The sequence below is a fragment of the Yersinia vastinensis genome (assembly GCF_902726565.1).
Taxonomy (GTDB): Bacteria; Pseudomonadota; Gammaproteobacteria; order Enterobacterales; family Enterobacteriaceae; genus Yersinia; species Yersinia vastinensis.
Window position 1 is genome coordinate 284,648 of sequence record NZ_CACVAF010000002.1, and the last position, 24,955, is coordinate 309,602.

Below are 24,955 nucleotides of genomic sequence, written 5' to 3' on the forward strand. Positions count from 1 at the left end.
ATATCCAGCGCCCTTACACTTTCTTATCAATTGCCGCTAACAATAAAGCAAACGATAATACTTATCAATAAGATTACTATAACTGATTTGCTGTAATTCTATGTAACTGCTTATTTTGTAAAATCATTTAATCAATGAGGCGCATTTTACCCACGATGTTATGAGGGGAATATGGCAAAATCAGCGAAATTTTTTGCGGAAGAAGATGAAGAAAACACCTATTTGGGGCATAAAAAAAGGGCGATAAGATTATCGCCCTACTCTTTATTGGTTCTTTATGTTAGTCAGAAATCAGTACCGCTTTTTTCGGTTCTTGATCATCATGACTTTCATCACGCCATTTCGGGAATTCCATCTCTTTGTATTTAATGACCTTAGTACCACGAGTCAGCTTATAGCCGAACCAAATCACCAAGAACAATGGAATACCGATATAAGTTGCAGTCACCCCATACCAGTCGATGCGATCTTGCAGGAATGCTTGATAGTTCTGACCCAAAGTAATGATCAAACACAGCACAAAAGCAAAAATCGGCCCTAACGGGAAGAAACCCGACTGATAGGGTAAGTCATTCAAATCACGGCCTTGCATCATATAACCACGACGGAAACGGTAGTGGCTGATAGCAATACCCAACCAAGCAATAAAGCCCGTCATCCCTGAGGTATTCAGCAACCACAGATAGACTGTTTGATTACCAAACATGGAACTTAAGAAGCACAACCCTGCTACAACAGTCGTCGCATATAGCGCATTGCGCGGTACGCCGCCGCTAGAAAGTTTGGCGAAAATACGCGGAGCTTTACCTTCTGACGCCAGCGTAAACAGCATACGGGTCGAAGCATACATTCCGGAGTTACCCGCCGATAATACTGCTGTCAGAATAACCGCATTCATCACTGCTGCCGCTGACAACAGACCTGCATTCTGGAAGACCAAAGTGAACGGGCTGACGCTGATGTCTTTAACATCGTTACGCAACAGACTTGGGTCGGTATAAGGAATGATCAGGCTGATAATCAGGATAGCGAAGATATAGAACAGCAAAATACGCCAGAACACCTTACGCACTGCACGGGGAATATTTTTGCCCGGATCTTTTGACTCACCTGCCGCAATCCCGATGAGTTCCGTCCCTTGGAAAGAGAACCCGACAATCATTGCCACACCAATCATTGCGGAGAATCCCCCTGCAAACGGTGCGTCACCGATAGTCCAGTTGTGCCAACCTGCGCTCTCGCCGCCTTTCATGATGCCGCTTATCATCATCACACCCACGATGATAAAGATGATAACGGTGGTTACTTTAATCAGTGAGAACCAGTATTCCGCTTCACCAAAACCTTTAACTGATATCCAGTTCAGTAAAAACATCAGGCCGAGGAATAACGCACTCCAAATCCAGCCGGGAGTCTCAGGGAACCAGTAATTCATCACTAGCTGTGCAGCAACCAAGTCAACGGCAATAGTTACCGCCCAGTTGTACCAGTAGTTCCAGCCGAGGGCGAAGCCAAATCCTTCCTCAACGTATTTTGAACCGTAAGTCGAGAATGAACCCGATACCGGCATGAACGCCGCCAATTCACCGAGGCTGGTCATCAAGAAATAGACCATCAGGCCAATCAATGCATAGGAGAGCAATGCTCCACCTGGGCCTGCCTGTGATACTGTCGCCCCTGAGGCCACAAATAGACCAGTACCAATTGAACCACCGATTGCAATCATGGCTAAATGCCGTGATTTAAGCTCTCGGCGTAAGCGCTGTGCACCCTGCTGCGCTGGGATTTTAGTATGTTGCTGAGTCATTCTTACCCTAATCCGCCCTTAAAAATGAGGCGGGATTGTAACAAATCCCACCGGCTCTGTGAGTAACAATGCGCTGATATAAGATACCTTCATGATCCCAACCCTATTATTAGCAAAAGCTCGATTGTCAGAAGAATCTCATGGCAACAGGGTATTCAAGCCACAATCCCCCTTTTAACTGGTGTAAAACACTTAAAACTCTCTCTATGATGCGGCTAATACGCTTGTACGAAAACCCGCCAATTCACGTCTCTTCTTGGCAATAACTGAGGAAACGTTGCAAGGCGTTGGAGATATGTTTTTGCCGATGATGAATCAGGTATAGCGTGCGAAAAAGTGGCGGCAAAGGAATGTTAAGCACGACCAGTTCCCCACTGGCGAGTTGATCGGCAATGACCCGACGTGACAAACAGCTGATCCCCATGCCGTAACGCACCGCCCGTTTAATGGCCTCTGAGTTACCCAGCTCCATGACGAGTTTAAAATGGGGTAATTTCGCCAGTAGTAAATGGTCAAGCACTTCACGTGTACCTGATCCCCGCTCACGTAGGATCCACGCGGCATTGGCTAACTCATCCAAAGTCAGCATCCTGTGGCATAACGGATTGTCCGGTGCTGCAAACACCACCAATTCATCTCGCTGCCAAGCCTGTGTCAATAATTCAGGCATATGGCACGGCCCTTCAATCAGACCAAGATCACCGCGAAAATCAGCAACCGCTTCAATCACATCCTGAGTGTTGCCGATATTCAGCTCCAGCGGCGTGCCGGGGAAATCACGTCGGTATTTGGCAATCATGCCCGGCAACATATAATTGCCAATAGTGCTACTGGCAGCAATACGTAAGGCACCTAAATCCTGTAGGAAAAGTTGTTCTATTTCAATGGATTGATCAAGAAGCGCCCGCGCTTTGGGGTAAAGCAGCCGCCCATGTTCATTGGTCACTAAACGCTTACCGACCCTATCGAAAAGTTGCACCCCTAATTGCCCTTCCAAATCCGCCAACGCTGCGCTGACTGCCGATTGTGAAAGCGCGAGCACAACCGATGCTTGGGTTGTGGAGCCGCTTTTTAGCACCTCAGTAAAGACTTCAAGTTGACGTAAGGTTATGTGCATAACGGTCTCTGTCGTAAAAAATGGAGGACGCTATTATCACTCTGTTCGTCAGTGACTATGGAGTTGACGAACAGATTATATAGTCTCAATTACCGTATAAGACTAACACCTTTGAGTAAAATCGGGAGGTTATCAGGGATGAAATTAAACAGTAAAAATACTAGTCATCGTCATCTGAGTGAAAGAAGATACGATAAATAATCCCAAAAATCACACTAATAACCACGTTAAAAATCAACCACATAATTAAAAGATAACTAAATACATACGAGAGTGGAATACCGCGCTCAGTCTTAAACGGATTAAAATGTGGTAGCAACGCAATATGGAAAGGGTTCAAGTTATATAATTTGAAAAAATAAGCGACTATATAAGGTGGAATCAATAAATAAATAAGTGGTGCAATGACTAATATCACCCAAAGCGACTTTTCTGGTTTTCCTTTTTTCATACTAAAACCTTATATCGCCTATTTAATGTTACCACTGTAGCATAATTACCCGTTTTCCCCGCAAGTCTCATCCACCACCTGCAGGTTATTCCGATGCTTTAGTCCCATTAATACCAGTATTAGTTCATTGCGCTGTGAGCTTTATCGTCATATTCTTTCTTTGATGTGGTAACTCATTGTATATATTAGGTATAAACATTATTAATTAACATGGAAATGAGTATTCCTCTTGAATTTATCACATCTTCATTCTGTGGATATATTTAATTTATTGAGGTGTTTCTCATGAATAATCCTATTAAATACTTACTGCTTTCATTAATTATTCCGCTGTCTGCAAATGCTTGTATAGAAGATGGAGGAGAGCCGAGTGAATGTGCTATTGCCTGCACACTTCCATCCGGAGATATAGATGAGGGTTGTTATTTCGGTGACTCGCCCCCGTATACCTATGACCAGCCCGTCCCTGAGGTGACTGAGGCGACAGGACAATAACGCCAACACTAAGCGGACATATTGGGTCCTGGCCTGCATCATCAATAGCATCACCCGTTTTTCTTATCGTTTTCAAATAGACTTACCACTTATATAGATTGATTATAAAGATATAATGAATTTATCTATTATATCGTGAGCAGGTAAACTGTGCGCAATCTTTACGGGACACAGGAGATAACATGGCGACTTCTCAAACTAAAGGACTCTCCCAACCACAGCAGTTTGCCCTAACCCGCTATATACCGGGCTTGGTGTTGACCGGTGTGATTACTGGGGCAGCACTTAAAGTGGGTGATATGCCGTGGTTTATCAACATGGGGCTGGGGGCACTGACTCTGGCTATTTTATTCGGCATCGTGGTGGGTAACACGCTGTATCCGTGGGCACAACCGGTCTGTGCTGATGGGGTGCTGCTCGCCAAACAGCATTTGCTGCGGCTGGGGATCATTTTGTACGGTTTCCGGCTGACTTTTCAGCAAGTTGCTGATGTCGGAGCTACTGGCATGATTATCGACCTTTTAACCTTAAGCTCGACTTTCGTGCTGGCGTGCTGGTTGGGTAAACGCCTATTTGGTCTGGACCAGCAAACCGTCATGCTGATTGGTGCTGGTAGCAGTATTTGTGGTGCGGCGGCCATTATGGCCACTGAGCCAGTACTGAAAGCCGATGCCAGTAAAGTGGCGGTTGCTGTCGCGACAGTGGTCATTTTCGGGACGCTGGCTATTTTTATCTACCCGTGGCTGTATCAGTTGAACCTGCATTATCAATGGTTGCCATTGACTCAGGAAACCTTTGGTATTTTTGCTGGTTCGACTATTCATGAAGTAGCACAGGTGGTAGCGGCAGGTCACGCGATGGGGCCTGATGCTGAAAATGCGGCGGTTATCACCAAAATGATCCGCGTGATGATGCTGGCTCCGTTTTTGCTGTTGCTTTCAGCTTATTTAGGCCGTAATGGCACGAAGGCCCCCGGAGAAAAACGTGAGAAAAGTGCCATCACCATTCCGTGGTTTGCGGTGATATTTATTCTGATGGCCGGTTTCAACTCACTTAACTTGTTGCCAGCGGCATGGGTCAACCACCTGATTGTACTGGATACCATCTTGCTGGCGATGGCGATGGCGGCGCTGGGATTAACCACTCATATCGGCTCCATACGTCAGGCGGGGATCAAACCACTGTTGCTGGCTTTCATGCTATTTGCTTGGTTGCTGATCGGCGGTACTGGCATCAACTTGCTGGTTCAGCATCTCGCGGCATAGCGCATTGATTCAAGGGCTGCATTGGCAGCCCTTTTCTTTCTCCGCAGTTTATCCCATTCAATCATGCCGCTATCAATGCCATAATGACCGGGTTATCAAAGGAGAATGGAATGAAATTTGTCGGTGCACATGTTAGCGCAGCAGGGGGGGTCGATCAGGCTGTTATTCGGGCGCACGAACTTGAGGCCTCTGCCTTTGCCCTGTTTACCAAAAATCAGCGTCAATGGCGCGCCGCGCCGCTCGCAGATGATGTTATTGAGAAATTCAAGCAGGCTTGCGAACAGTACGGTTATACCTCAGCCCAGATCCTGCCTCATGACAGTTATCTGATTAACCTTGGTCACCCGGTGACCGAAGCACTGGAAAAATCCCGTGACGCTTTTATCGATGAAATGGCACGTTGCCAGCAACTGGGGTTGTCATTACTGAACTTCCACCCTGGTAGCCACTTGCTACAAATTGATGAAGACAAATGTCTGGCCCGCATCGCTGAATCTATCAATATTGCGCTGGACGCAACTGAAGGGGTAACGGCCGTCATTGAGAACACCGCGGGTCAGGGCAGTAATCTCGGTTTTAAGTTTGAGCATCTGGCCGCCATCATTGCCGGTGTAGAAGATAAAAGCCGCGTTGGCGTTTGTATTGACACCTGCCATGCTTTTGCTGCCGGTTATGATTTACGGACCGAAGCCGATTGTCAGCATACTTTTGCTGAACTGGGCGATATCGTCGGTTTCCAATATCTACGTGGCATGCATCTTAATGATGCCAAAAGTGAATTTAACAGCCGTGTTGACCGCCACCACAGCTTAGGTGAAGGCAATATTGGTAAAACAGTGTTCAGCTATATTATGCGCGACTCGCGTTTTGACAATATTCCGCTGATTCTGGAAACCGTGAATCCAGATATCTGGGCAGAAGAGATAGCTTGGCTGAAATCACAAGCTGAAGCTTAACCGTATCATCTTGAGTCAGCATAAAAAAACCGGCACTTGAGGCCGGTTTTTATTGGGTAATACAACTTGAGCACGTGATTAAGCGATTTTCGCAACCGCAGCATCAGGGCGTTTTAGCAGCGCATACAGACCACCGGCCAATACTGTACCGGCGATAATGGCCACGAGATACAGCAGGACTGGGTGAATTGCGCCCGGGATCAGCAGCACGAACAGACCACCGTGTGGTGCCATCAGTTGTGCACCGAATGCCATAGACAGAGCACCCGTCAGTGCGCCACCGGCGATGCAGCACGGCAAGACACGCATTGGATCACGAGCCGCGAATGGAATCGCCCCTTCAGAGATAAAGCACAGGCCCAGTACCAGCGCCGCTTTGCCCCCTTCTTGCTCGCCTTTGTCGAACTTATTACGCGCCAGCAGTGTTGCCAGCCCCATCGCCAACGGTGGAACCATCCCCGCCGCCATGATGGCCGCCATCGGTGCATAAACTGACGAACTCAGCAGTGCCACACCAAAAGCATAAGCAGCTTTGTTCACCGGCCCACCCATATCGGTACACATCATTGCGCCCAAAATGGCCCCCAGCAGTACCGCATTCGCAGTACCCATAGATTGCAGCCAGTTAGTCAGGCCTGTCATGATTTTTGCCACCGGCGTACCGACTACATAAATCATCACCAAACCAACAATCAAGCTAGCGACCAGCGGGATAATCAGTATCGGCTTAAGCGCTTCCATACTTTGCGGTAAGTGCAGCTTGGTGCTGATAGCTTTTGCTACATAACCGGCAAGGAAACCGGCAATAATGCCCCCAAGGAAGCCCGCCCCAGTGCTAACAGCGAGCATACCGCCAATTAAACCTGGAGTCAGACCCGGACGGTCAGCAATGGAGAAGGCGATAAAACCTGCCAATACCGGCACCATCAAGGCAAAGGCTGAACCGCCACCGATTTGCATCAAGGCCGCAGCTAAAGTGCCTTTCACTTCAAACGCTTTGATACCAAACACGAATGACAGTGCAATACACAAGCCACCAGCAACCACCATCGGCAACATATAAGACACACCCGTCAGCAAGTGGCGATACGGGCCGCCAGTCTCTGCTTTCTTCACCCCAGTACTACTGCCGGTTTTTGGCTGATAGACTTCAGCTTCTACCAAGGATTTATCCAGCTCTTGCGCGGTCTTCTTCAGTGCCAGACCTGTAGTAGTACGATACATCGGTTTACCAGCGAACTTATCCAGATCCACTTCGATATCCGCGGCCACAATCACTAAATCTGCGGCTGCCACTTCTTCCGGAGTGATAGCATTGCCCGCACCAACGGAACCGCGTGTTTCAACTTTCACCCACCAGCCACGTTTTTTTGCTTCACTTTCAATGGCTTCTGCCGCCATAAAAGTATGCGCCACGCCGGTTGGGCAGGCGGTAATCGCCACAATCCGTTTAGGGCCAGTTGTCACTGAGGCCGCAGGTGCTGCTGTTGCAGTCGCCTGATAAGGTTTTGCCTGCGCAATCGCGTGCGCCAGAAAACCTTCCGGGTCACGAACCGCTTTTTCCACATCACCGAGATACACTTTTTTGCCGTTCAGCGCAGCGTCAGCTGGGATTGATTGCCCTGCGACAATCACCAACTCGGCATCAGCGGCTTTGTCTACCCAGCTCAGTCCTGCTTTTGCCGCCGCAGCACCCAACATCAGTGTCGCAAGGTGGCCTCTGGCCTGCCCGAGCGAACTGTCTATTATTAGTAGCGTTTTCATTTCGCCTCCGGAGATCAATTAAAGGGTTTCAGGTCAACTTTCGCCATCATGGCTGCCAACTGCGGGCGATCCGTAATACCCACATTGCTCTGACTGACAGCCAAAGCGGCGACAGCGGTTGCCAAACGCAGCGTATGTTCGCTGGATTCGCGCATCAGCAACCCATAGATCAAGCCCCCCACCATGGAGTCGCCGGCACCCACGGTGCTGACCACTTCACAAGCAGGCGGTTTTGCTAACCATGCCCCAGAGGCATTGACCCAGAGTGCCCCTTCCGCGCCAAGAGAAATCACCACATGGGCAATTCCCTGATCACGCAGTGCGTGCGCGGCATCCACCACATCACCCAATTCAGGTAATGGGCGACCGGCCCAGATTTCCAGCTCACGGCGATTGGGTTTTACCAACCATGGTGATGCTTTCAGCCCCGCAACCAGCGCTTCACGGCTGCTGTCGAAAATAATGCATGGACAATGGGAACGTAACCGCGTCATCCAATCAGTAAATGCATCAGGATCAACGCCCGCAGGCAGACTGCCACTAACGGCAACCATGTCGAATTGCCCCAACCAGCTCAATGAGTCGGTTACAAAGCGATCCCAATCCGGCTTAGTGACTTCAAAACCAGAGAAGTTAAAGTCAGTCACTTCGCCATCTTTTTCAGTCAGTTTGACGTTTATGCGAGTGCGGCCCGGCACCACTTGAAAACGGTTGGCAATACCCAGCTCGCTAAACAACAGTTGGAAGCCATCTTGGTTATCTTTACCGAGGAAACCGCCGACCGTGACATCAATACCAAGGTCTTTCAGTACTTTGGCGACATTGATGCCTTTACCCGCGGCATGCAGACCGGCCGTTTTCACCAAATTCACTTCGCCACGTTCAATTTCCGGGCAAAAACCGACCAGATCGTAAGCCGGGTTTAGTGTGATAGTTGCAACTCTTCTGCTCATGCTGCCCCCTCACCTAAACCGGCGGCGATAGCTTCACCAATCGCATCCAGTGCTGCTTGTGCGTCTTCACCGCTCGCGGTAAAGCGCAGGCGATTCCCTTTTTTAACCCCTAAAGCCACAACTTTCATCAGACTACGTCCATTAGCGGGTTTACCGGTGCCGTCCAAATTGGTCACGGTGATTTCACTGGTAAACTGTTTGATTGTATTGACTAAAATCGTCCCTGGGCGCGCATGTAATCCATGGTCATTACGGATAACAAACTCAGCGCTCAATACTTCGTTTTGTTCGACATACTCACTGGTCAGCAATGCCAACAGTGCTGCCGCATCAGCGTTCAGCAACGCGTCAGCTTTTTTCGCCAATAACAGGTCGCTTAAATAATTCAACACGGAGAGAGGTTGGTCATCGGCAACGGACAATGTCAGCAGCAACGCTACTTTTTCTCCGTTATGCTCAAATGCAGTCGCTGGGCGACTGACAGTAGCGGCACTGACCAAATTGCCTTCAGTACTGTCACTCAACCAGATACCCTGCCCTAGGTTCAGCGGTTCACGGGTAATGACATCACTGACAAAGCGAGCATCGACTGCCCCGATTTGCTGTAAACGACCCGCATTCAGCGCTTGCAGTGTGATCAAGTTGTCTGCGGCAACGTCGAGCGCGATAAGTGAGGTATCGAAATGGAATTCAGCTGCTTTTTGCTCACCCATCAGCAAACTGCGCAGCTCTTCAGCTGAAGTAGTTTTTGCTAACTGCGCAGCGATGGCATCATCACTTAATACATGTGTTAACTGGCGCAATAATGCCAAATGCTCATCAGAACGCGCGGCAATCCCGATAACAATATAAGCCGTTTGATCTTCGCCCCACGCAATGCCCTGCGGGAATTGGAAAACTTGTACACCGGTGTTCAGTACCAGATCACGGGTATCAGTAGTACCATGTGGAATGGCAATGCCATTACCCAGATAGGTCGAAGTTTGTTGCTCACGGGCTAACATACCATCGACATACCCGGCGGCAACACACCCGGCTTGAGTCAGCGCGGCGGCCACTTGGGTGATCGCTTCGTTTTTGCTGTCTGCTTGTGCAGCCAGATGGATATCTTTAGTTGATAACTGGAACATTATGTCTCCTCTCTTGCTGAAATTGAATCGTTTCAGCTTCAATGAGAAAAAGGAGCGTTACCCTTTATCATCTGGTGACGAGATAACGCTGAAACGTTTCAAGGAGTGTGTTTCCGACTAAGAATATATGCAAGTTTTCTGCTTTTATTCTTGATGATTTTTTGACATTCCGCACATTTTCATGGTGAATGAGTTTGTATCAGCAACAAAATAGCATCCATGGCTGATAGTTGCTGACGCACATTATAAAGGGGTTAATACGATGTCTGTAGTGGTCGGTGTGGGCGTCATTATCGTCAATCAACGAGGCGAAGTCTTACTGGGCAAACGCTGTGGTCAGCACGCGCCTTATTGGTCTATTCCCGGTGGACACATGGAGGCTGGAGAGTCTTTTGAGCAAGCCGCTCAACGAGAAATCCTCGAGGAAACTGGCTTATATATCAATGAAATGTATGTCGTGGCATTGTGTAATAATCTTGCAACCTGGCGTGCAGAAGGTAAACACACCGTTTCTGTCTGTTTGCAGGCGCAGCACCCCGGTGGACAGCCAGAGCTGAAAGAACCTGATAAATGTCAGCAATGGATATGGTGTGACCCGCGAGAATTGCCCGAGCCACATTTTGAAGCCAGCCGCCATGCTATTAATTTATGGTTAAATCAGCAGTTTTACGCCATCTTTGACTAAGAAACAGCGCTGTATCATTCGACAACAGTTGAGGATTACCCTCAACTGTCTTTAAGGCGCGGTATCCGTTTCCAGTTGAATCAAATACACCAGAGCTTGGTCGCGAGTATCAAAACACATCTCGCGTAACGCTTGCAGACTGGCACAGACCGCCGGACGGGAAGGCGAATGGAAAATACCGCAACGCATGGCATCATCCAAATGCAGGCAACGAGTGTTGGCTGGTTTGCCTAAAGGCATACCAGGGATCGGGCTGGAAATCGAAGGAGCAATACAGCAGGCACCGCAATCTGAGCGACAGTCCATCAGCAGGCTCCTGTAGGCTGGTGGAATAACAGCGGACAATAGCAACCGCCCTCATCAACTACCAGCACTATCCTTGATTAATGGCTGAATAGCTGACGCCGTCCACAGCTTTTGTCTTTTCATTGTGCACGTTATGTCTGTTTTTAACTGGAACGACCTGAAAATCTATAAGTTTCGAACTGCAAGTAGGTGGTAATGATATGAACTCAAGGCGTTGAGATAGCTCAATGAATTAAGTGAATGATGGTAGTCAACCGCCTGTGTCTCAGATAGTTTTGTACGATATTTAATCAGCATTAATTCTAATGACCAGACTAATCACTAACCAAATGAACCCCGTAAGCATATTCATCTGTTTACAGCGTCAGCGCCACCATGTACCATTAGGCTAGTACAAAAGAACAATTAACCTATTATTAATATCCAACGTTATTGACGTTGCAACAGGGCCATCAGCCCCTGCAACATCAAGCACGAAAGAAATGCGGAGTGACAGATGTCAACAGACCTAGCCCAATCCCTATCACGACCTTCCGTTCTGGGGGGAGCCATGATCGTTGCTGGCACCGCTGTGGGCGCTGGGATGTTCTCAATCCCAATCGTGACAGCCGGTGTATGGTTTAGCGGCTCAGTGGCACTGCTGATTTATACTTGGGCCTGCATGCTGATTTCGGGTTTGATGATTTTGGAAGCCAACTTAAATTACCCAACAGGTGCCAGTTTCCACACCATGGTGCAAGACCTGCTTGGTAAGGTTTGGAGCTCAATCAATGGGCTATCGATCACCTTTGTTCTCTATATTCTGACCTACGCCTATATCTCTGCTGGTGGTTCAATCATTACCCATACATTGCAAAATACCGTGGGGATTGGTCAGACCGGTGCGGGCTTTATTTTTGCTTTACTGGTGGCGTTTATTGTTTGGTTATCCACTCGAGCAGTGGATCGCTTAAGTACGATATTAATCGGTGGGATGGTCATCACATTTGTCATGTCCATCGGTGATATGTTTAGCCATGTAGAAAGTGCGGTTCTATTCAACCAAACTGACAGTAATGCCAGCTATTTACCTTATGCCTTGGCAGCGCTACCCTATTTGCTGACATCGTTTGGTTATCACGGTAACGTGCCGGGGCTGGTAAAGTATTACCACAAGGACGGCAAAGCTGTCGTGCAGAGCTTGCTGTATGGTACCTTGATTGCCTTAGTCATTTATATCCTGTGGCAGTACGCCATTCAGGGCAATATTGCCCGGGATGCATTCAAACAAGTGATTGCTGATGGCGGTAATATTGGTAGTTTGCTGAAACAGATGGATACGGTCTCGGCCAGCCAGATCACCAGCCAACTCCTCAACGCCTTCTCTTATATGGCATTGGCCAGCTCATTCCTCGGTGTGTCTCTGGGGTTATTCGATTATATTGCCGACTTCTTTAAGTTTGCCGATGATCGTCGTGGGCGCACTAAATCTGCATTAATCACGTTTGTACCGCCGACCGTCGGTGCTCTGCTGTTCCCGAATGGCTTTCTTTATGCGATTGGCTTTGCCGGGTTAGCGGCCACCATTTGGGCCGTCATTGTTCCTGCGTTGATGGCACGCGCCAGCCGTAAACGCTTCCCACAGGCCGGTTATCAAGCTCCGGGTGGCCGTCTTATGATTGGCTTTATTATCTTATTTGGTCTGATCAATGCGGTGGCTCATATTGCGGCATTATTCGGCCTGTTGCCGGTGTTTGCATAAGGCCAGTTTGATACCGAAAATCTCACTCTTTTTTGCGCTATCTGCTTGCCTGAAACACACGGCACGAGTAACTTGTCGCAACTTATCTTCAATTCTGATTGGCGGTTAATAAATGGCAAGAGCGAACGAAATAAAACGGGGTATGGCGGTCAACCTCAATGGCAAATTATTGCTGGTGAAAGATATTGATGTGCAAAGCCCAAGTGCCCGTGGCGCAAGTACACTGTATAAAATGCGTTTTTCTGACGTACGTACAGGCTTGAAAGTTGAAGAGCGTTTTAAAGGTGATGAAATCCTCGATACCATCACGCTAACCCGCCGCTCAGTGAATTTCTCATACATCGATGGCGACGAATACGTCTTTATGGATGATGAAGATTTCACGCCTTACAACTTCAAAAAAGAACAAATTGAAGAAGAGTTGCTGTTTATTCCTGAAGGCGGTATGCCGGGGATGCAAGTTTTGACAATGGACGGTCAGTTGCTGGCATTGGAATTGCCACAAACGGTTGATATGGAAATTGTTGATACCGCACCGAGCATCAAAGGCGCATCAGCCAGTGCCCGTAACAAACCGGCGGTGATGAGTACCGGCCTATCCATTCAGGTGCCAGAATATATCAGCCCTGGTGAGAAGATCCGTATTCATATTGCAGAACGTCGCTATATGGGACGCGCCGAATAATATCCCCATCATCTTTCACGTTACAGGTGTGTTGACTGCTCTTACTCACCCGAATCACTTACTCATGTAAGCTCATCGGGATGAGTTCGTTTGCCGCCTTCCTGTATCGCGAAATCTATTGGGTATACCTACAATAAAGGGCCGATTTCTCGGCCCTTTTGCTTTTTCATCCTAAAACACCGCTGTAACATGAAAGATGACGGGTATGGATACTATTTTAGCTCAGGGAAAAACGCCCGCTTCAGCGCCAACTCCACGCCACGAACCTCTGCCAACCCTTTCAGGCGGCCAATGGCGGAATAACCCGGATTGGTTTTCTTATGCAAATCATCCAGCATCTGATGACCATGGTCTGGTCGCATCGGGATCGGACGCATATCACCCGCCGCCTGACGACGTTGTTCTTCGGTCAAAATAGCTTTAACGACGGAGTACATGTCGACATCACCCTGCAAATGACCGCCTTCATGGAAGGTTTTTGGATTCCCTTCACGACAGGTTGAACGCAGGTGCGTGAAGTGAATGCGATCACCGAAAGTTTCGATCATCTTCACTAAATCATTGTCAGCACGTACGCCATAAGAACCGGTACACATGGTAAAACCATTGTGAATGCTATCGACGGTCTCTTTCAGCCACTGCATATCTTCAATCGTTGAAACGATACGCGGTAGGCCCAGAATTGGACGCGGTGGATCATCCGGGTGTACCGCCATACGCAAACCGACCTGTTCAGCAACCGGAATTATCTCGCGCAGGAAATAGGCCATATTTTCACGCAACTGCGTTTTATCAATACCATCATATTCAGCTAAACGGGCACGGAATTGATCCAGCGTGTAACCCTCTTCAGCGCCCGGTAAACCGGCAATAATATTACCCGTTAGCTTGGCAATATCCGCTTCAGTCATGGCTTTGAAATAATCTGCCGCCTGCGCACGCTCTTCAGCCGTGTAATCATTCTCTGCACCAGGGCGCTTGAGGATGTGCAATTCGAAAGTGGCAAACGCGATTTGGTCAAAACGCAATGCTTTGGAACCATCCGGTAATTGATATTCCAGATCAGTACGTGTCCAGTCCAGAATTGGCATAAAGTTGTAGCACACGGTATCAATACCGCAGGCAGCCAAATTGCGCAGCGTTTGCTTGTAATTATCGATATGTTGCTGATAGTTACCGCTGTGCGTTTTAATCTCTTCATGAATCGGCACGCTTTCCACGACCGACCAGACCAAACCTTTCGCCGCCAATTCAGCCTGACGCTTTTCGATTTCACTCACCGGCCAAACTTCGCCATTCGGGATATGGTGTAACGCGGTCACTACCCCAGTTGCGCCAGCCTGACGGATATCATCTAAGGACACCGGATCATTCGGGCCATACCAACGCCATGTTTGTTCCATTTATTTTTTTACCTTCTATGTAAACTATTCAGGTGTGCTAAAAATGCTGTTATACAGATTTCCAAGAGGTATCACTCAGCTTTATCCTTACTCTTTCAGGGCTAAGTGTCAAAAAGCAAAACCTCATTGGTTGATCCACTTCACGAATATTATCAATATTGGACTTACCAATTTTATTTTCTGTCATATGGCTTTACACTGCAAGCCGATATTCATGGCAACGAGCAAAAGAAAATGATCACGATGGTGTGGCTTTTTTCCTACAGATGGCTCACCAAAACTGGTCTAACAACTTTTTATTTGCCACCTTTTACGTCAGCCCCTTGCAGCTACTGTGGGGTGAATGATTTTGGAGCCACGTATGAACACCATAGCTAACAGCCCCCTCCCCTCAACCGTACAGTTGCCGACTTATGATAGGACTGCGCTAAAAAGTCGCATTGTTCACATTGGTTTTGGCGCATTTCATCGTGCCCATCAGGCACTCCTCACTGACCGGGTATTGAATAAACAAGGTGGAGACTGGGGTATCTGCGAAGTCAGCTTATTGGGTGGCGACGTATTGATTCAAAATTTGCGTCAGCAAGACCATCTTTTCTCTGTCTTGGAAAAAGGGGCGCAAAGTAATCAAGCAATTATTGTCGGTTCTGTCTGTGAGTCACTACATGCCCGGCTAGATGGCATCATGCAAGTATTAGAGAAATTGGCCGAACCGCAAGTGGCGATTGTCTCGCTGACCATCACAGAGAAAGGTTATTGCATCGAACCTGGCACCGGCCAATTGGACCTGCAAAATGAGTTTGTCCGTGCTGATCTGGCAATACCTGATGCCCCAACTTCTGCACCGGGTGTATTGGTTGAAGCCCTTCGGTTACGTCGTCTGCGCGGCCTGCCACCCTTTACCGTGCTTTCCTGCGATAATATCCCAGAAAATGGTCATATCGTGAAAAATGCAGTTCTGGGTTTAGCCACTGCCCGTGATCCTGAGCTGGCTAATTGGATTAGCCAGAATGTGACCTTCCCTAACACCATGGTCGACCGCATTGTGCCTGCAGCCACTTCCGAAACCTTGCAAGAAATTGCCGACGAATTAGGTGTCGTTGACCCATGCGGTATTGCCTGTGAGCCATTTATTCAATGGGTTGTTGAAGACAAATTTGTCGCTGGCCGCCCTGACTGGCAAATTGCTGGGGCCCAGTTGGTGGATGACGTATTGCCTTTTGAAGAAATGAAACTGCGCATGTTAAACGGCAGCCATTCCTACCTCGCTTATCTGGGTTATCTGGCCGGTTACCCGCATATTAATGATTGTATGGCTGATGATAATTACCGTATTACTGCCCGCCGCTTGATGATAGATGAACAAGCGCCAACCCTGCGCGTCACCGGTGTTGACCTTAATGCCTACGCCGATCAACTCATCGAACGTTACAGCAATCCGTCACTGAAACACCGCACATGGCAGATTGCCATGGACGGCAGCCAAAAATTACCGCAGCGGATGCTGGATTCCGTGCGCTGGCACTTACAGCATGGCGGCAACTACCGCTGTTTGGCATTAGGTATTGCAGGTTGGATGCGTTATGTCAGTGGTGTCGATGATAATGGCCAGGTTATTGATATCCGTGACCCAATGGTTGACAGCTTTAAGAAATGTGTGGCCAACAGCGAAGATGGCGTAGCCAGAGTACAGAGTTTACTGTCACTGAAAGCCTTGTTTGGTGAATCCTTGCCACAGCAGCACGCTTTCGTCCAAGCGGTAACCGAAGCCTATCTCAGCCTGCAACAATTTGGCGCGAAAGAGAGTGTGAAACGTTTGGCAGAACAGGCTTAATTTCATTGTTGCGTAATGGCTGGATGAGCATTCTTCGTCATTCAGCCAATACATTTATCAAAGACGTTCTATTCTTCAAGCTGATAAGGTGCCGACTCAAACAAATAGCCATCGAAGTCAGGATGGTCAGCATCAGAAAGTTCCAGTAATTTCATTTTAACATTTTCCAAATGCTGCCACATGGCTTGCTTGGCGGCCTTGCTATCACGGCGTAACACGGCTTGCAGGATTTTTTGATGATCTTCCAACCATTGCCAACGATAACTGAAATCAACAGTATGACCGTGAGCACCGAGCCACATTGCGCTGGTTTTTCGTGCCTGCCAAGCTTCTGCAACCATATTGGCCAACACGCTATTTTGTGTCGATTGCGCCAGCAGACAGTGGAACAGTTCATCTGCGCTTTCATCCACAGCCCCGGCTTCTAATGCCCGTTTTTCCTGCTCGATGGCCTCACGCATTTTGATAATATCGGCCTTAGTGGCCTGCATAGCAGCGAAAGCAGCCACTTCACTTTCCAGCAATTGGCGGGCTTGTAGCAGTTCAAATGGGCCATAACCGCTGTCAGTTGAAACAGCTGACTCTCCATTTACAAGCATATCGGGTACATTGACCACGTAAACACCGGAGCCTTTGCGCACTTCCACCAATTTTTCCAGTTCCAGCATAATCAGTGCTTCTCGCACCACACTGCGACTGACACTGAAATTTTCAGCAATATCTCGCTCTGGCGGTAAACGGTCACCGACATGATACTGACCACTGACAATCGCTGCACGTAACTGACTGCCCACTTCCTGATATAACCGCATAACCTTAAGTTCCTATATCAAGCATTGGCGTTGATAATACCAAATTGGCCTGACCAAAGGGGTGTCTGATTGGCACTAAGTATACCATGTGGTCACACAATTTCATTGTGGTCATATAGTGTCTTGACGCCAAAATATGCAACGAGCTAACACGGCTTATCATTATGATAAACCGTGTTTATAGATATTCTTTTCTACAGCGATGTGTATTTACAGAAATTAATAATGCGGTCTGAAATATTAAAGATAAGTGACGGTTAAAATTCCCAGATTACGTTGTGGATTCAGCCATTCCAGATGAGAAGAAGCTAAATTCCCTGGCAATCGGGATGTCAGAGGCATATTACGTGAGAGTGTTTGTCGCTGAGTCAGTGTTTCACCATTACGATAACAGCGGGTTGTTATCGTTTGGCCCACTAATGCAGTATCACATGGACTGTCTACAATGGCTCCAGAAAATGTAATTGTTCCTGAAGCAGACAGGTTTGATTGCGCACTACTTGCAGTAAAAGATATTGTCCATGAAAACATTATCGCTAAGATAATTAGTACTCGATAATTGTTCATAATCACCTCGACTCTCATATCTGTCATTTTAAAGATAGAGGATTTCAGCGCGAGTAATGGTAACGGTAGAGCATTTTTTATTGCTCTACTCTTTCCATAACTCAATAAAATCCCCGGAATAAGCTCATTATATTTCTTCTCCGAGGGCCGCCATTAGGCGCGGTTCTGAAATTTCCTAGGAAATACTCTTAATTTGGACTTTTTTCGTTCAATAATTAGCCTGCTTGTTGTTATATCCTCTTCTAATAACAACGGCTAAAATGGGATTAACTTAATAGCTAATTAAAAAAAAATTTTCATCGCGGAGATCCATATGACAAGAACCAACTTGATTACCGGCTTTTTGGGATGTGGAAAAACCACTACAATTAGACATTTATTGGCACAAAAACCAGAGAACGAAAAATGGGCGGTTCTGGTCAATGAATTTGGCGAAATAGGTATTGATGGTGCTCTATTAGCAGACAGTGGCGCGGTATTAAAAGAAATACCCGGTGGGTGCATGTGCTGCGTAAATGGCTTGCCCATGCAAGTTGGCTTGAATATGTTGCTACAACAGGCAAAACCCGATCGTTTACTTATCGAACCAACTGGATTGGGTCACCCAAAACAAATCCTATCCCTTTTGACTTCAGATATTTATCAGCCATGGATTGATCTGCGAGCCACGGTAACCTTACTTGATGCGCGCCAGCTAAGTGATGATCGTTATACCAGCAATGAGAATTTCCGTGACCAACTGGCGGCGGCTGATATCCTTGTGGCAAATAAACAAGATACTTACAGCGCCACAGATTACAACGCACTACAACAATGGCATGAGCAACAATCACCATCACGCCCTCTCTATTATGCTGAACAGGGTGAAATTGATGTTGCCCTACTCGATATATCCCATAGCAATAATAATGAATTGCCCGATGGGGCACATCATCACAGTTCAACACGTCAAAAAGGGCTGGCAGCATTAAGTTTAAAAGGAACTGAGCCTTGGCGTCGGGCGCTGAATAAGGGTCAAGGTTATCTGAGTTGTGGCTGGGTATTTAATGCCGATACCGTATTTGATACAGTTCCCTTATTGGAATGGGTAAGATTGAACCCAGTGGAGCGAGTAAAAGGCGTGATGCGTATTGCCGAGGGAACCTTGGTAATTAATCGCCAAGGTAATGACTTGCAAATAGAAACGCGCCAAATTCCCCCGTTGGATAGCCGAATCGAACTCATTAGTGCAAATGAAGCTGATTGGAATGCACTACAGCATCAATTACTGAATATTAGGTTAACTAAAGGGGTATAATATGCCCCGATTTTTGTTCGTTACACAATTTATGTATAGGCCATCGCATGACCCGTCGTAATTTACCGACAATACTACTGCTCAACTTGCTTGGAATTGCTCTATTTTTTTCCTGGTATATCCCAGTAAACCACGGTTTCTGGTTCAAAATAGATTCTGCAATATTCTTCTATTTTAACCAACACTTGCTGTCCAGCCCCCCATTTTTACACTTGGTGGCTATCACCAACAATCGAGGTTTTGACGCTATTTCCCTGATGTGCATGGGCCTGCTGTACTTGTACTTCTATATTAAGGAACCCCCCACAGGTCGCCGTCGGTTAATCGTCACAGGGGTGGTGATGTTGTTAACTGCGGTTATCCTCAACCAGCTAGGTCATCTGCTACCGGTTTCTCATCCTAGCCCGACACTGACTTTTGAGAATATCAATCGCGTCAGTGAATTGACGGGCATTCCGACCAAAGATGCCTCTAGCGACAGTTTTCCTGGTGACCACGGCATGATGCTGATGATATTTGCCTGCTTTATGTTGCGCTATTTTTCTCGTGGTGCATTTGCCATCGCTCTGTTGATTGTGGTCATTTTTTCAATGCCGCGAGTCATGATTGGTGCGCATTGGTTTACCGATATTGCTGTTGGTTCTCTTGCCGTTGTTCTGGTTGGGGCAAGCTGGGTTTTGCTCACACCACTCAGTGACAAAATAATTGATGTCATTAACCGAAATTTACCCGGTTCAAAAGACCATTAATCCATCATCGCCTTAATGTTAGGGCAAAAAAGCTTATTTTTTGCCCTAATCGCTATTCGCTTATCCCCCTCATTGTTATTACCAAATGGTTACAAATTCAGCTATCCGCGTTTTAATATCAAATTTCATGCTGCATTAACATTTAGTAAAATAATGGTTATAAAAGCGCTCGCCTTTTATTAATCATTACGGTAATCTCAAAAGCGTTTGTGCTCGGATATCGCTATTCCATCACTGTCCTGATTAATATTGTGCGTTCCCGCACATTTATTTGGTTAAGTGATTGTCTGATCAGACCACAATCAATAATCTCGATTCGTTTGGCATTTTGGTAGCGACATCCGTCGTAAGGACAGCAAGGGAAAACAACAACAATGGTCAAGTCTCAACCTATTATGAGATATATTCTGCGGGTCATTCCTGCGGTTGCAGCAGCGGTCATGTTATCCGCGTGTACTACACCACAGACTTCGAACTTAAATACGCAAACTGAGATGCGTGCAGTTAATGACAAAGATGGGCTTTTACTGCAAGCCTCTCAGGATGAATTCGAAGCGATGGTGCGCAACGTTGACGTCAAGTCGAAAATTTTAGAACAGTATGCAGGGTGGAAAGGGGTTCGTTATCGTTTAGGCGGTAGCACCAAACGCGGTATTGATTGTTCCGCATTTGTACAAACGACTTTCCGTGAACAATTTGGAATGGATTTGCCACGCTCAACATCTGAGCAGCAGGATCTTGGCAAGAAAATCCAACGTACCAAGTTGCGCCCCGGCGATTTAGTGCTGTTCAGAGCTGGTTCGACAGGTCGCCATGTGGGTATCTATCTAGGTAACGATAAATTTGTTCATGCTTCGACCAGCGTCGGCGTGACAATATCGAGCCTAAATGAAGATTATTGGAATAAGCGTTATCGCGATGGGCGCCGAGTGCTAAGTAGCGGTTCGCGCAGCTAGCAGATTTTTATTCCTGTTGTCCGAGATACCAAACGAAACGATGAAACGCTACCTTCTGGTGGCGTTTTTTATTATTTATACGTCTCTAACCGATTTTGGGTAGGCCTTCCTTTCTAACCCCTTTTCCTGTTTGATTGTAGGAAATGTCCTTTTTTTTTAAGAACCGCGAAATTCAAGAATTTTCTGTGTAAAATTCGCTCCGCTTAACCGAGATTTTTCTGGTACTAAGGCATATTAACCAACGATTCTCCTTTCGAAAATTAAGTCGATTAGGTTAATAAGCTGAAAGTTTGTTTTACTGATATATCCCTAAAATACATCGGTACAAATTAAGTCTGCTTGTTTTACGTATTTGATGCATTTAGAGAGCATGTTTTCTTTATATTGGATGAAATTCAAATCGATAAGCTTATTAATACCAATAATACTCCCTAGCAAACCGGTAGCGCTGCGCTACTAACTTACTTATACTCATTACACTTTTATCATGCTGAGGGGCGACGTAACATGAGTTCAAACAGTGCGTTCTCCCGCAATATTCTATCCCGTCGTCATCTTGTAAAAAAAAGTGTCATCCTCGCACTCTGCTTCTTTATTTGTTTCGTTATTATTACGTTGTCATTACTTTATCGCAGTAGCGAACGAAAATTAACAACACAAAGCGATCATATTATCTCTTATTCGTCCCAGTTCCTTAATGAACTGACGACAACCATGTCTCAGCTTATCCCGCTGAGTACAAAAACATGTGAACAAGCCAGCTCTGCATTACATTATCGGGCCGCCTTTACTAATGGTGTTAGAGCCTTTTTATTGGTTCGTGATGACATCACTTATTGTTCTTCAGCTACGGGTGACATGCACATTCCTGTCAATGCGTTATACCCCAAAATTAATGTATCCCAGCCTTTGGATTTTAAAATCCAGCAAGGGACGCCTATGATGCCAAGTAAACCGGCAATTGGCGTATGGCTTCGTGAAGCCGGTCGTGGTAACTCCGGAGTATTGGCAACACTGGAATTAACATTACATCCTTATTTATTATTAAATTACGCTGAAAACCAAGTTAACGATTTAGCGATTGTGATTGATGATTTGGCCGTAACCACTCTTGACTCTAAAGTCATCCCCGTTAGCCAGCTACCCACCAAGGCTTCGCGTGAAGTGCAATTACCCGGTTACCCAATTAAAATATTGATTTATCACTCCAGCCTCACAGCGGATGATATTCGCATGACCCTATTAGGCGGACTGTTACTTTCAGGTTTGGTGGGGATACTGGCATATTATATTTTGATTGCCAGTCAAAGTGCTGAAGCTGAAATTTTACGCGGTATTCGGCGTGGTGAATTCTTTGTGGAGTATCAACCGGCATTTAGCTCACAGGATCGTTCATTACGTGGCTTGGAGGCATTGATCCGGTGGAAGCACCCCATTGAAGGGCGAATCTCCCCTGATCTTTTTATTCCCTATGCTGAAGCTCAACATTTGATTCAACCACTAACCCGGCATTTATTTGAGTTAATCATCAAAGACAGTAAATTAATAGAAAGTCATGTTTCTGTTGGAACAAAATTGGCCTTTAATATTTCACCTATTCACCTTGCTGATGATGACTTCCGTAAAGATGTCTCACACATGTTGAAGCAATTAAATACCGATATCTTTGCCCCTATATTTGAGATTACCGAGCGCGGTATGGTGGAAGAAGAATTGGCGATTAAGCAATTTGACTGGTTGCGTTCCCAAGGAATACAAATTGCTGTTGATGACTTTGGCACGGGACACAGTGCGCTGATCTATTTAGAACGTTTTACTCTAGACTATATTAAAATTGATCGTGGTTTTGTCAGCACAATCGGTATTAATACTGTTGCGGCACCGGTATTGGATGCAGTATTAATGCTAGCGCACAAACTCAATATTGAAACCGTTGCCGAAGGCGTCGAAACAGAACAACAACTCCAGTATTTAACACAGCATGGGGTTAACTTCTTACAGGGTTATTTACTTAGCAAGCCATTGTCTGTTGAGGATTTAATCGAGTTTTGTAAGAAAAAGAATTCGTAACAAAAACGCGTCGCCTTAATGTTTGCTTTACCCCTGCAAACTGGTAATTTTATCTAAGAGTATGACTATCTGAATAACGGCAGGAGATAATCACCAATATGTTGTTACGCCTACTTGCTGCCTTGATGCTTGCAACCCTCAGTTTTGGCTTACAGGCCGAAACAATTAAAGAAGGCAGCTCTTTTGCCATCCTGGGCGAACCTAAATACTCATCAGATTTTAGCCATTTTGATTATGTTAATCCTGCGGCCCCTAAAGGCGGTAACATCACGCTGTCTGCTATTGGCACCTTTGATAACTTTAACCGTTATGCATTGCGTGGTAACGCGGCCATACGTACTGAGCGGCTGTATGACTCGCTATTTACTACATCAGATGACGAGATTGGCAGCTATTACCCTTTAATTGCTGAATCAGCGCGTTTTGCTCCCGACTTTCACTGGATTGAAGTGGATATTAACCCCCGTGCACGTTTCCATGATGGTGCCCCAATTACTGCGCGGGATGTGGCGTTTACTTTCAATAAGTTTATGACGGAAGGCGTACCACAATTTCGTATTGTCTATAAAGGTGTACAAGTTAAAGCTATTTCTCGCCTAACTGTGCGTTTTGAATTCCCGGAACCTAATAAAGATAAAATGCTGGGCCTGTTTGGCTTACCTGTCATGCCCGAGCATTTTTGGAAAGACCATAAACTCAGTGACCCGTTGAGTAAACCACCTGTCAGCAGTGGTCCTTATCGTATTGGTAAATATAAAATGGGCCAGTTTATTACCTACGAACGAGTCAGAGATTATTGGGCAGCTAACTTGCCAGTCAATCGCGGCCAGTATAATTTTGATACCATTCGATATGATTACTATTTAGACGATAAAGTCGCACTGGAAGCTTTTAAAGCCGGTGCGTTCGATTTCCGCGAAGAAACTTCGCCAAAAAGTTGGGCCACGCAATATGTGGGCGGTAACTTCGCAAAAAACTATATCGTCAAACAGGATATCCTCGATAATTCGGCGCAAAATACTCGCTGGTTAGCATTTAATGTCCAGCGCCCAATTTTTAGCGATCGGCGTGTCCGTGAAGCACTGACTCTGGCCTTTGACTTTGACTGGATGAATAAAGCCTTTTATTTCAATAGTTATCAGCGCACAAATAGCTTCTTCCAGAATACTGAATATGCCGCAAAAGGTTATCCAGACAGCGCGGAATTAGCTTGGTTAGCCCCACTCAAAGGCAAAATACCGCCAGAAGTCTTCACGCAAATATATCAGCCACCACAAACTGACGGCAGTGGTGACTCGCGGGATAATCTATTAAAAGCACGTGAATTACTGAGTGAAGCGGGTTGGGAAGTTAAAAATCAACGATTGGTTAACAGCGAAACCGGTAAACCTTTTGAGTTTGAATTGCTGTTACTTAGCGGCAGCAATTTCCAGTATGTCCAACCGTTCAAACATAATTTGCAGCGATTGGGTATCACCATGAATATCCGCGAGGTTGACAGCTCTCAATTTGTTAACCGCCTGCGTAGCCGGGATTACGATATGATCCCGACGGTTTACAGGGCCTTCCCTTACCCTAGCCCAGACTTACAAATCTTGTGGGGCTCGGCTTATATTGATTCCAGCTACAACGCACCGGGTATTAAAGATCCCGCGATTGATCACTTAATCGAACAGATTATTAAACATCAAGAACAGCCGGAGGCTTTACAGTCTCTAGGCCGAGCGCTTGATCGCGTGTTGACCTGGAACTATTTGATGATTCCGATGTGGTACTCCAATCATGCCCGCTTTGCTTATTGGGATAAATTCTCAACGCCTGCGGAACGCCCCACTTATTCGCTAGGGTTTGATAGCTGGTGGTTTGATGTCAATAAGGCAGCTCGCCTGCCAGCAGAACGTCACTAGGGGGC

Annotated in this window: 22 protein-coding genes; 12 read left to right on the top strand and 10 right to left on the bottom strand. The window is 46.5% G+C overall.

The features are described 5' to 3' along the window. Positions 1-280: 280 nt before the first annotated feature. The 3 genes from HUZ92_RS03980 to HUZ92_RS03990 all read right to left on the bottom strand — a co-directional run bounded on the left by HUZ92_RS03980 (position 281) and on the right by HUZ92_RS03990 (position 3,375). Positions 281-1,807, bottom strand: a complete 1,527-nt coding sequence (locus tag HUZ92_RS03980; protein WP_050097059.1) for an amino acid permease — start codon at positions 1,805-1,807, stop codon at positions 281-283. A 244-nt stretch (positions 1,808-2,051) separates the two neighbouring features. Then, positions 2,052-2,924, bottom strand: coding sequence for a DNA-binding transcriptional regulator YeiE (yieE, locus tag HUZ92_RS03985; RefSeq protein ID WP_050097058.1), 873 nt, complete (start codon positions 2,922-2,924; stop codon positions 2,052-2,054). 160 nt (positions 2,925-3,084) lie between these two features. Beyond that, entirely contained in the window at positions 3,085-3,375 is a 291-nt protein-coding gene (locus HUZ92_RS03990; RefSeq protein WP_050097057.1) for a hypothetical protein, read from the bottom strand. A 285-nt stretch (positions 3,376-3,660) separates the two neighbouring features. Between HUZ92_RS03990 and HUZ92_RS03995 the strand changes: the two genes are divergently transcribed. The 3 genes from HUZ92_RS03995 (at position 3,661) to nfo (ending at position 6,091) form a co-directional block, all read left to right on the top strand. Continuing rightward, entirely contained in the window at positions 3,661-3,870 is a 210-nt protein-coding gene (locus HUZ92_RS03995) for a hypothetical protein (protein ID WP_145525339.1), read from the top strand. Between the two features lie 182 nt (positions 3,871-4,052). Further along, positions 4,053-5,135, top strand: coding sequence for a YeiH family protein (locus tag HUZ92_RS04000; protein ID WP_050097056.1), 1,083 nt, complete (start codon positions 4,053-4,055; stop codon positions 5,133-5,135). A gap of 110 nt (positions 5,136-5,245) precedes the next feature. After that, a complete protein-coding gene (gene nfo, locus HUZ92_RS04005) occupies positions 5,246-6,091 on the top strand; it encodes a deoxyribonuclease IV (RefSeq protein ID WP_145579989.1) in 846 nt (281 codons plus the stop codon). A gap of 78 nt (positions 6,092-6,169) precedes the next feature. On the opposite strand, the gene fruA is transcribed toward nfo, so the two are convergent. From fruA to fruB, 3 genes are read right to left on the bottom strand one after another with little or no spacing between them, the layout of a single operon-like run. After that, positions 6,170-7,855, bottom strand: a complete 1,686-nt coding sequence (fruA, locus tag HUZ92_RS04010) for a PTS fructose transporter subunit IIBC (RefSeq protein ID WP_128450887.1) — start codon at positions 7,853-7,855, stop codon at positions 6,170-6,172. Between the two features lie 14 nt (positions 7,856-7,869). Next, positions 7,870-8,808 carry a 1-phosphofructokinase gene (gene fruK / locus HUZ92_RS04015; RefSeq protein ID WP_050097053.1) on the bottom strand — a complete coding sequence of 313 codons (939 nt, stop codon included), beginning with the start codon at positions 8,806-8,808 and terminating at the stop codon, positions 7,870-7,872. Beyond that, positions 8,805-9,938, bottom strand: a complete 1,134-nt coding sequence (gene fruB, locus HUZ92_RS04020) for a fused PTS fructose transporter subunit IIA/HPr protein (protein WP_050139765.1) — start codon at positions 9,936-9,938, stop codon at positions 8,805-8,807. Before fruB ends, fruK begins: the two co-directional genes overlap by 4 nt. 262 nt (positions 9,939-10,200) lie before the next feature. On the opposite strand from fruB, the gene HUZ92_RS04025 reads away from it, so the two are divergent. Continuing rightward, positions 10,201-10,623 carry a nucleotide triphosphate diphosphatase NUDT15 gene (locus tag HUZ92_RS04025; RefSeq protein ID WP_145525337.1) on the top strand — a complete coding sequence of 141 codons (423 nt, stop codon included), beginning with the start codon at positions 10,201-10,203 and terminating at the stop codon, positions 10,621-10,623. Between the two features lie 51 nt (positions 10,624-10,674). Here the strand turns inward: HUZ92_RS04025 and HUZ92_RS04030 are convergent, their stop codons facing one another. Next, a complete protein-coding gene (locus tag HUZ92_RS04030; RefSeq protein ID WP_050097050.1) occupies positions 10,675-10,929 on the bottom strand; it encodes a YkgJ family cysteine cluster protein in 255 nt (84 codons plus the stop codon). Between the two features lie 496 nt (positions 10,930-11,425). On the opposite strand from HUZ92_RS04030, the gene mtr reads away from it, so the two are divergent. Together mtr and yeiP are read left to right on the top strand one after the other, a co-directional pair. Continuing rightward, positions 11,426-12,670: a tryptophan permease gene (gene mtr, locus HUZ92_RS04035; RefSeq protein WP_050097049.1), complete on the top strand. Its 1,245-nt coding sequence runs from the start codon at positions 11,426-11,428 to the stop codon at positions 12,668-12,670. 112 nt (positions 12,671-12,782) lie between these two features. Next, complete coding sequence (gene yeiP / locus HUZ92_RS04040) at positions 12,783-13,355, top strand: elongation factor P-like protein YeiP (protein ID WP_005193072.1); 573 nt, start codon at positions 12,783-12,785, stop codon at positions 13,353-13,355. A gap of 212 nt (positions 13,356-13,567) precedes the next feature. On the opposite strand, the gene uxuA is transcribed toward yeiP, so the two are convergent. Then, entirely contained in the window at positions 13,568-14,758 is a 1,191-nt protein-coding gene (gene uxuA / locus HUZ92_RS04045; RefSeq protein ID WP_145579990.1) for a mannonate dehydratase, read from the bottom strand. 361 nt (positions 14,759-15,119) lie between these two features. Between uxuA and HUZ92_RS04050 the strand changes: the two genes are divergently transcribed. After that, complete coding sequence (locus tag HUZ92_RS04050) at positions 15,120-16,592, top strand: mannitol dehydrogenase family protein (RefSeq protein WP_050139804.1); 1,473 nt, start codon at positions 15,120-15,122, stop codon at positions 16,590-16,592. Positions 16,593-16,660: 68 nt separating this feature from the next. Here HUZ92_RS04050 and HUZ92_RS04055 read toward each other — a convergent pair whose 3' ends face one another. Continuing rightward, positions 16,661-17,404 (bottom strand): GntR family transcriptional regulator, encoded by a 744-nt coding sequence (locus HUZ92_RS04055; protein ID WP_050295310.1) that lies wholly within the window; start codon positions 17,402-17,404, stop codon positions 16,661-16,663. Between the two features lie 240 nt (positions 17,405-17,644). Then, positions 17,645-17,971, bottom strand: coding sequence for a type 1 fimbrial protein (locus HUZ92_RS04060; protein ID WP_050097045.1), 327 nt, complete (start codon positions 17,969-17,971; stop codon positions 17,645-17,647). A gap of 313 nt (positions 17,972-18,284) precedes the next feature. Between HUZ92_RS04060 and HUZ92_RS04065 the strand changes: the two genes are divergently transcribed. The 5 genes from HUZ92_RS04065 (at position 18,285) to HUZ92_RS04085 (ending at position 24,950) form a co-directional block, all read left to right on the top strand. After that, entirely contained in the window at positions 18,285-19,268 is a 984-nt protein-coding gene (locus tag HUZ92_RS04065) for a CobW family GTP-binding protein (protein WP_050097044.1), read from the top strand. A 47-nt stretch (positions 19,269-19,315) separates the two neighbouring features. Then, entirely contained in the window at positions 19,316-20,017 is a 702-nt protein-coding gene (locus HUZ92_RS04070; protein ID WP_050097043.1) for a phosphatase PAP2 family protein, read from the top strand. 374 nt (positions 20,018-20,391) lie between these two features. Then, complete coding sequence (gene mepS / locus HUZ92_RS04075; protein ID WP_050097042.1) at positions 20,392-20,973, top strand: bifunctional murein DD-endopeptidase/murein LD-carboxypeptidase; 582 nt, start codon at positions 20,392-20,394, stop codon at positions 20,971-20,973. A 507-nt stretch (positions 20,974-21,480) separates the two neighbouring features. Continuing rightward, entirely contained in the window at positions 21,481-23,043 is a 1,563-nt protein-coding gene (locus HUZ92_RS04080; protein ID WP_050295308.1) for a cyclic di-GMP phosphodiesterase, read from the top strand. Positions 23,044-23,141: 98 nt separating this feature from the next. Continuing rightward, positions 23,142-24,950 carry an extracellular solute-binding protein gene (locus HUZ92_RS04085; protein WP_128450891.1) on the top strand — a complete coding sequence of 603 codons (1,809 nt, stop codon included), beginning with the start codon at positions 23,142-23,144 and terminating at the stop codon, positions 24,948-24,950. The last annotated feature ends 5 nt before the right edge of the window (positions 24,951-24,955 follow it).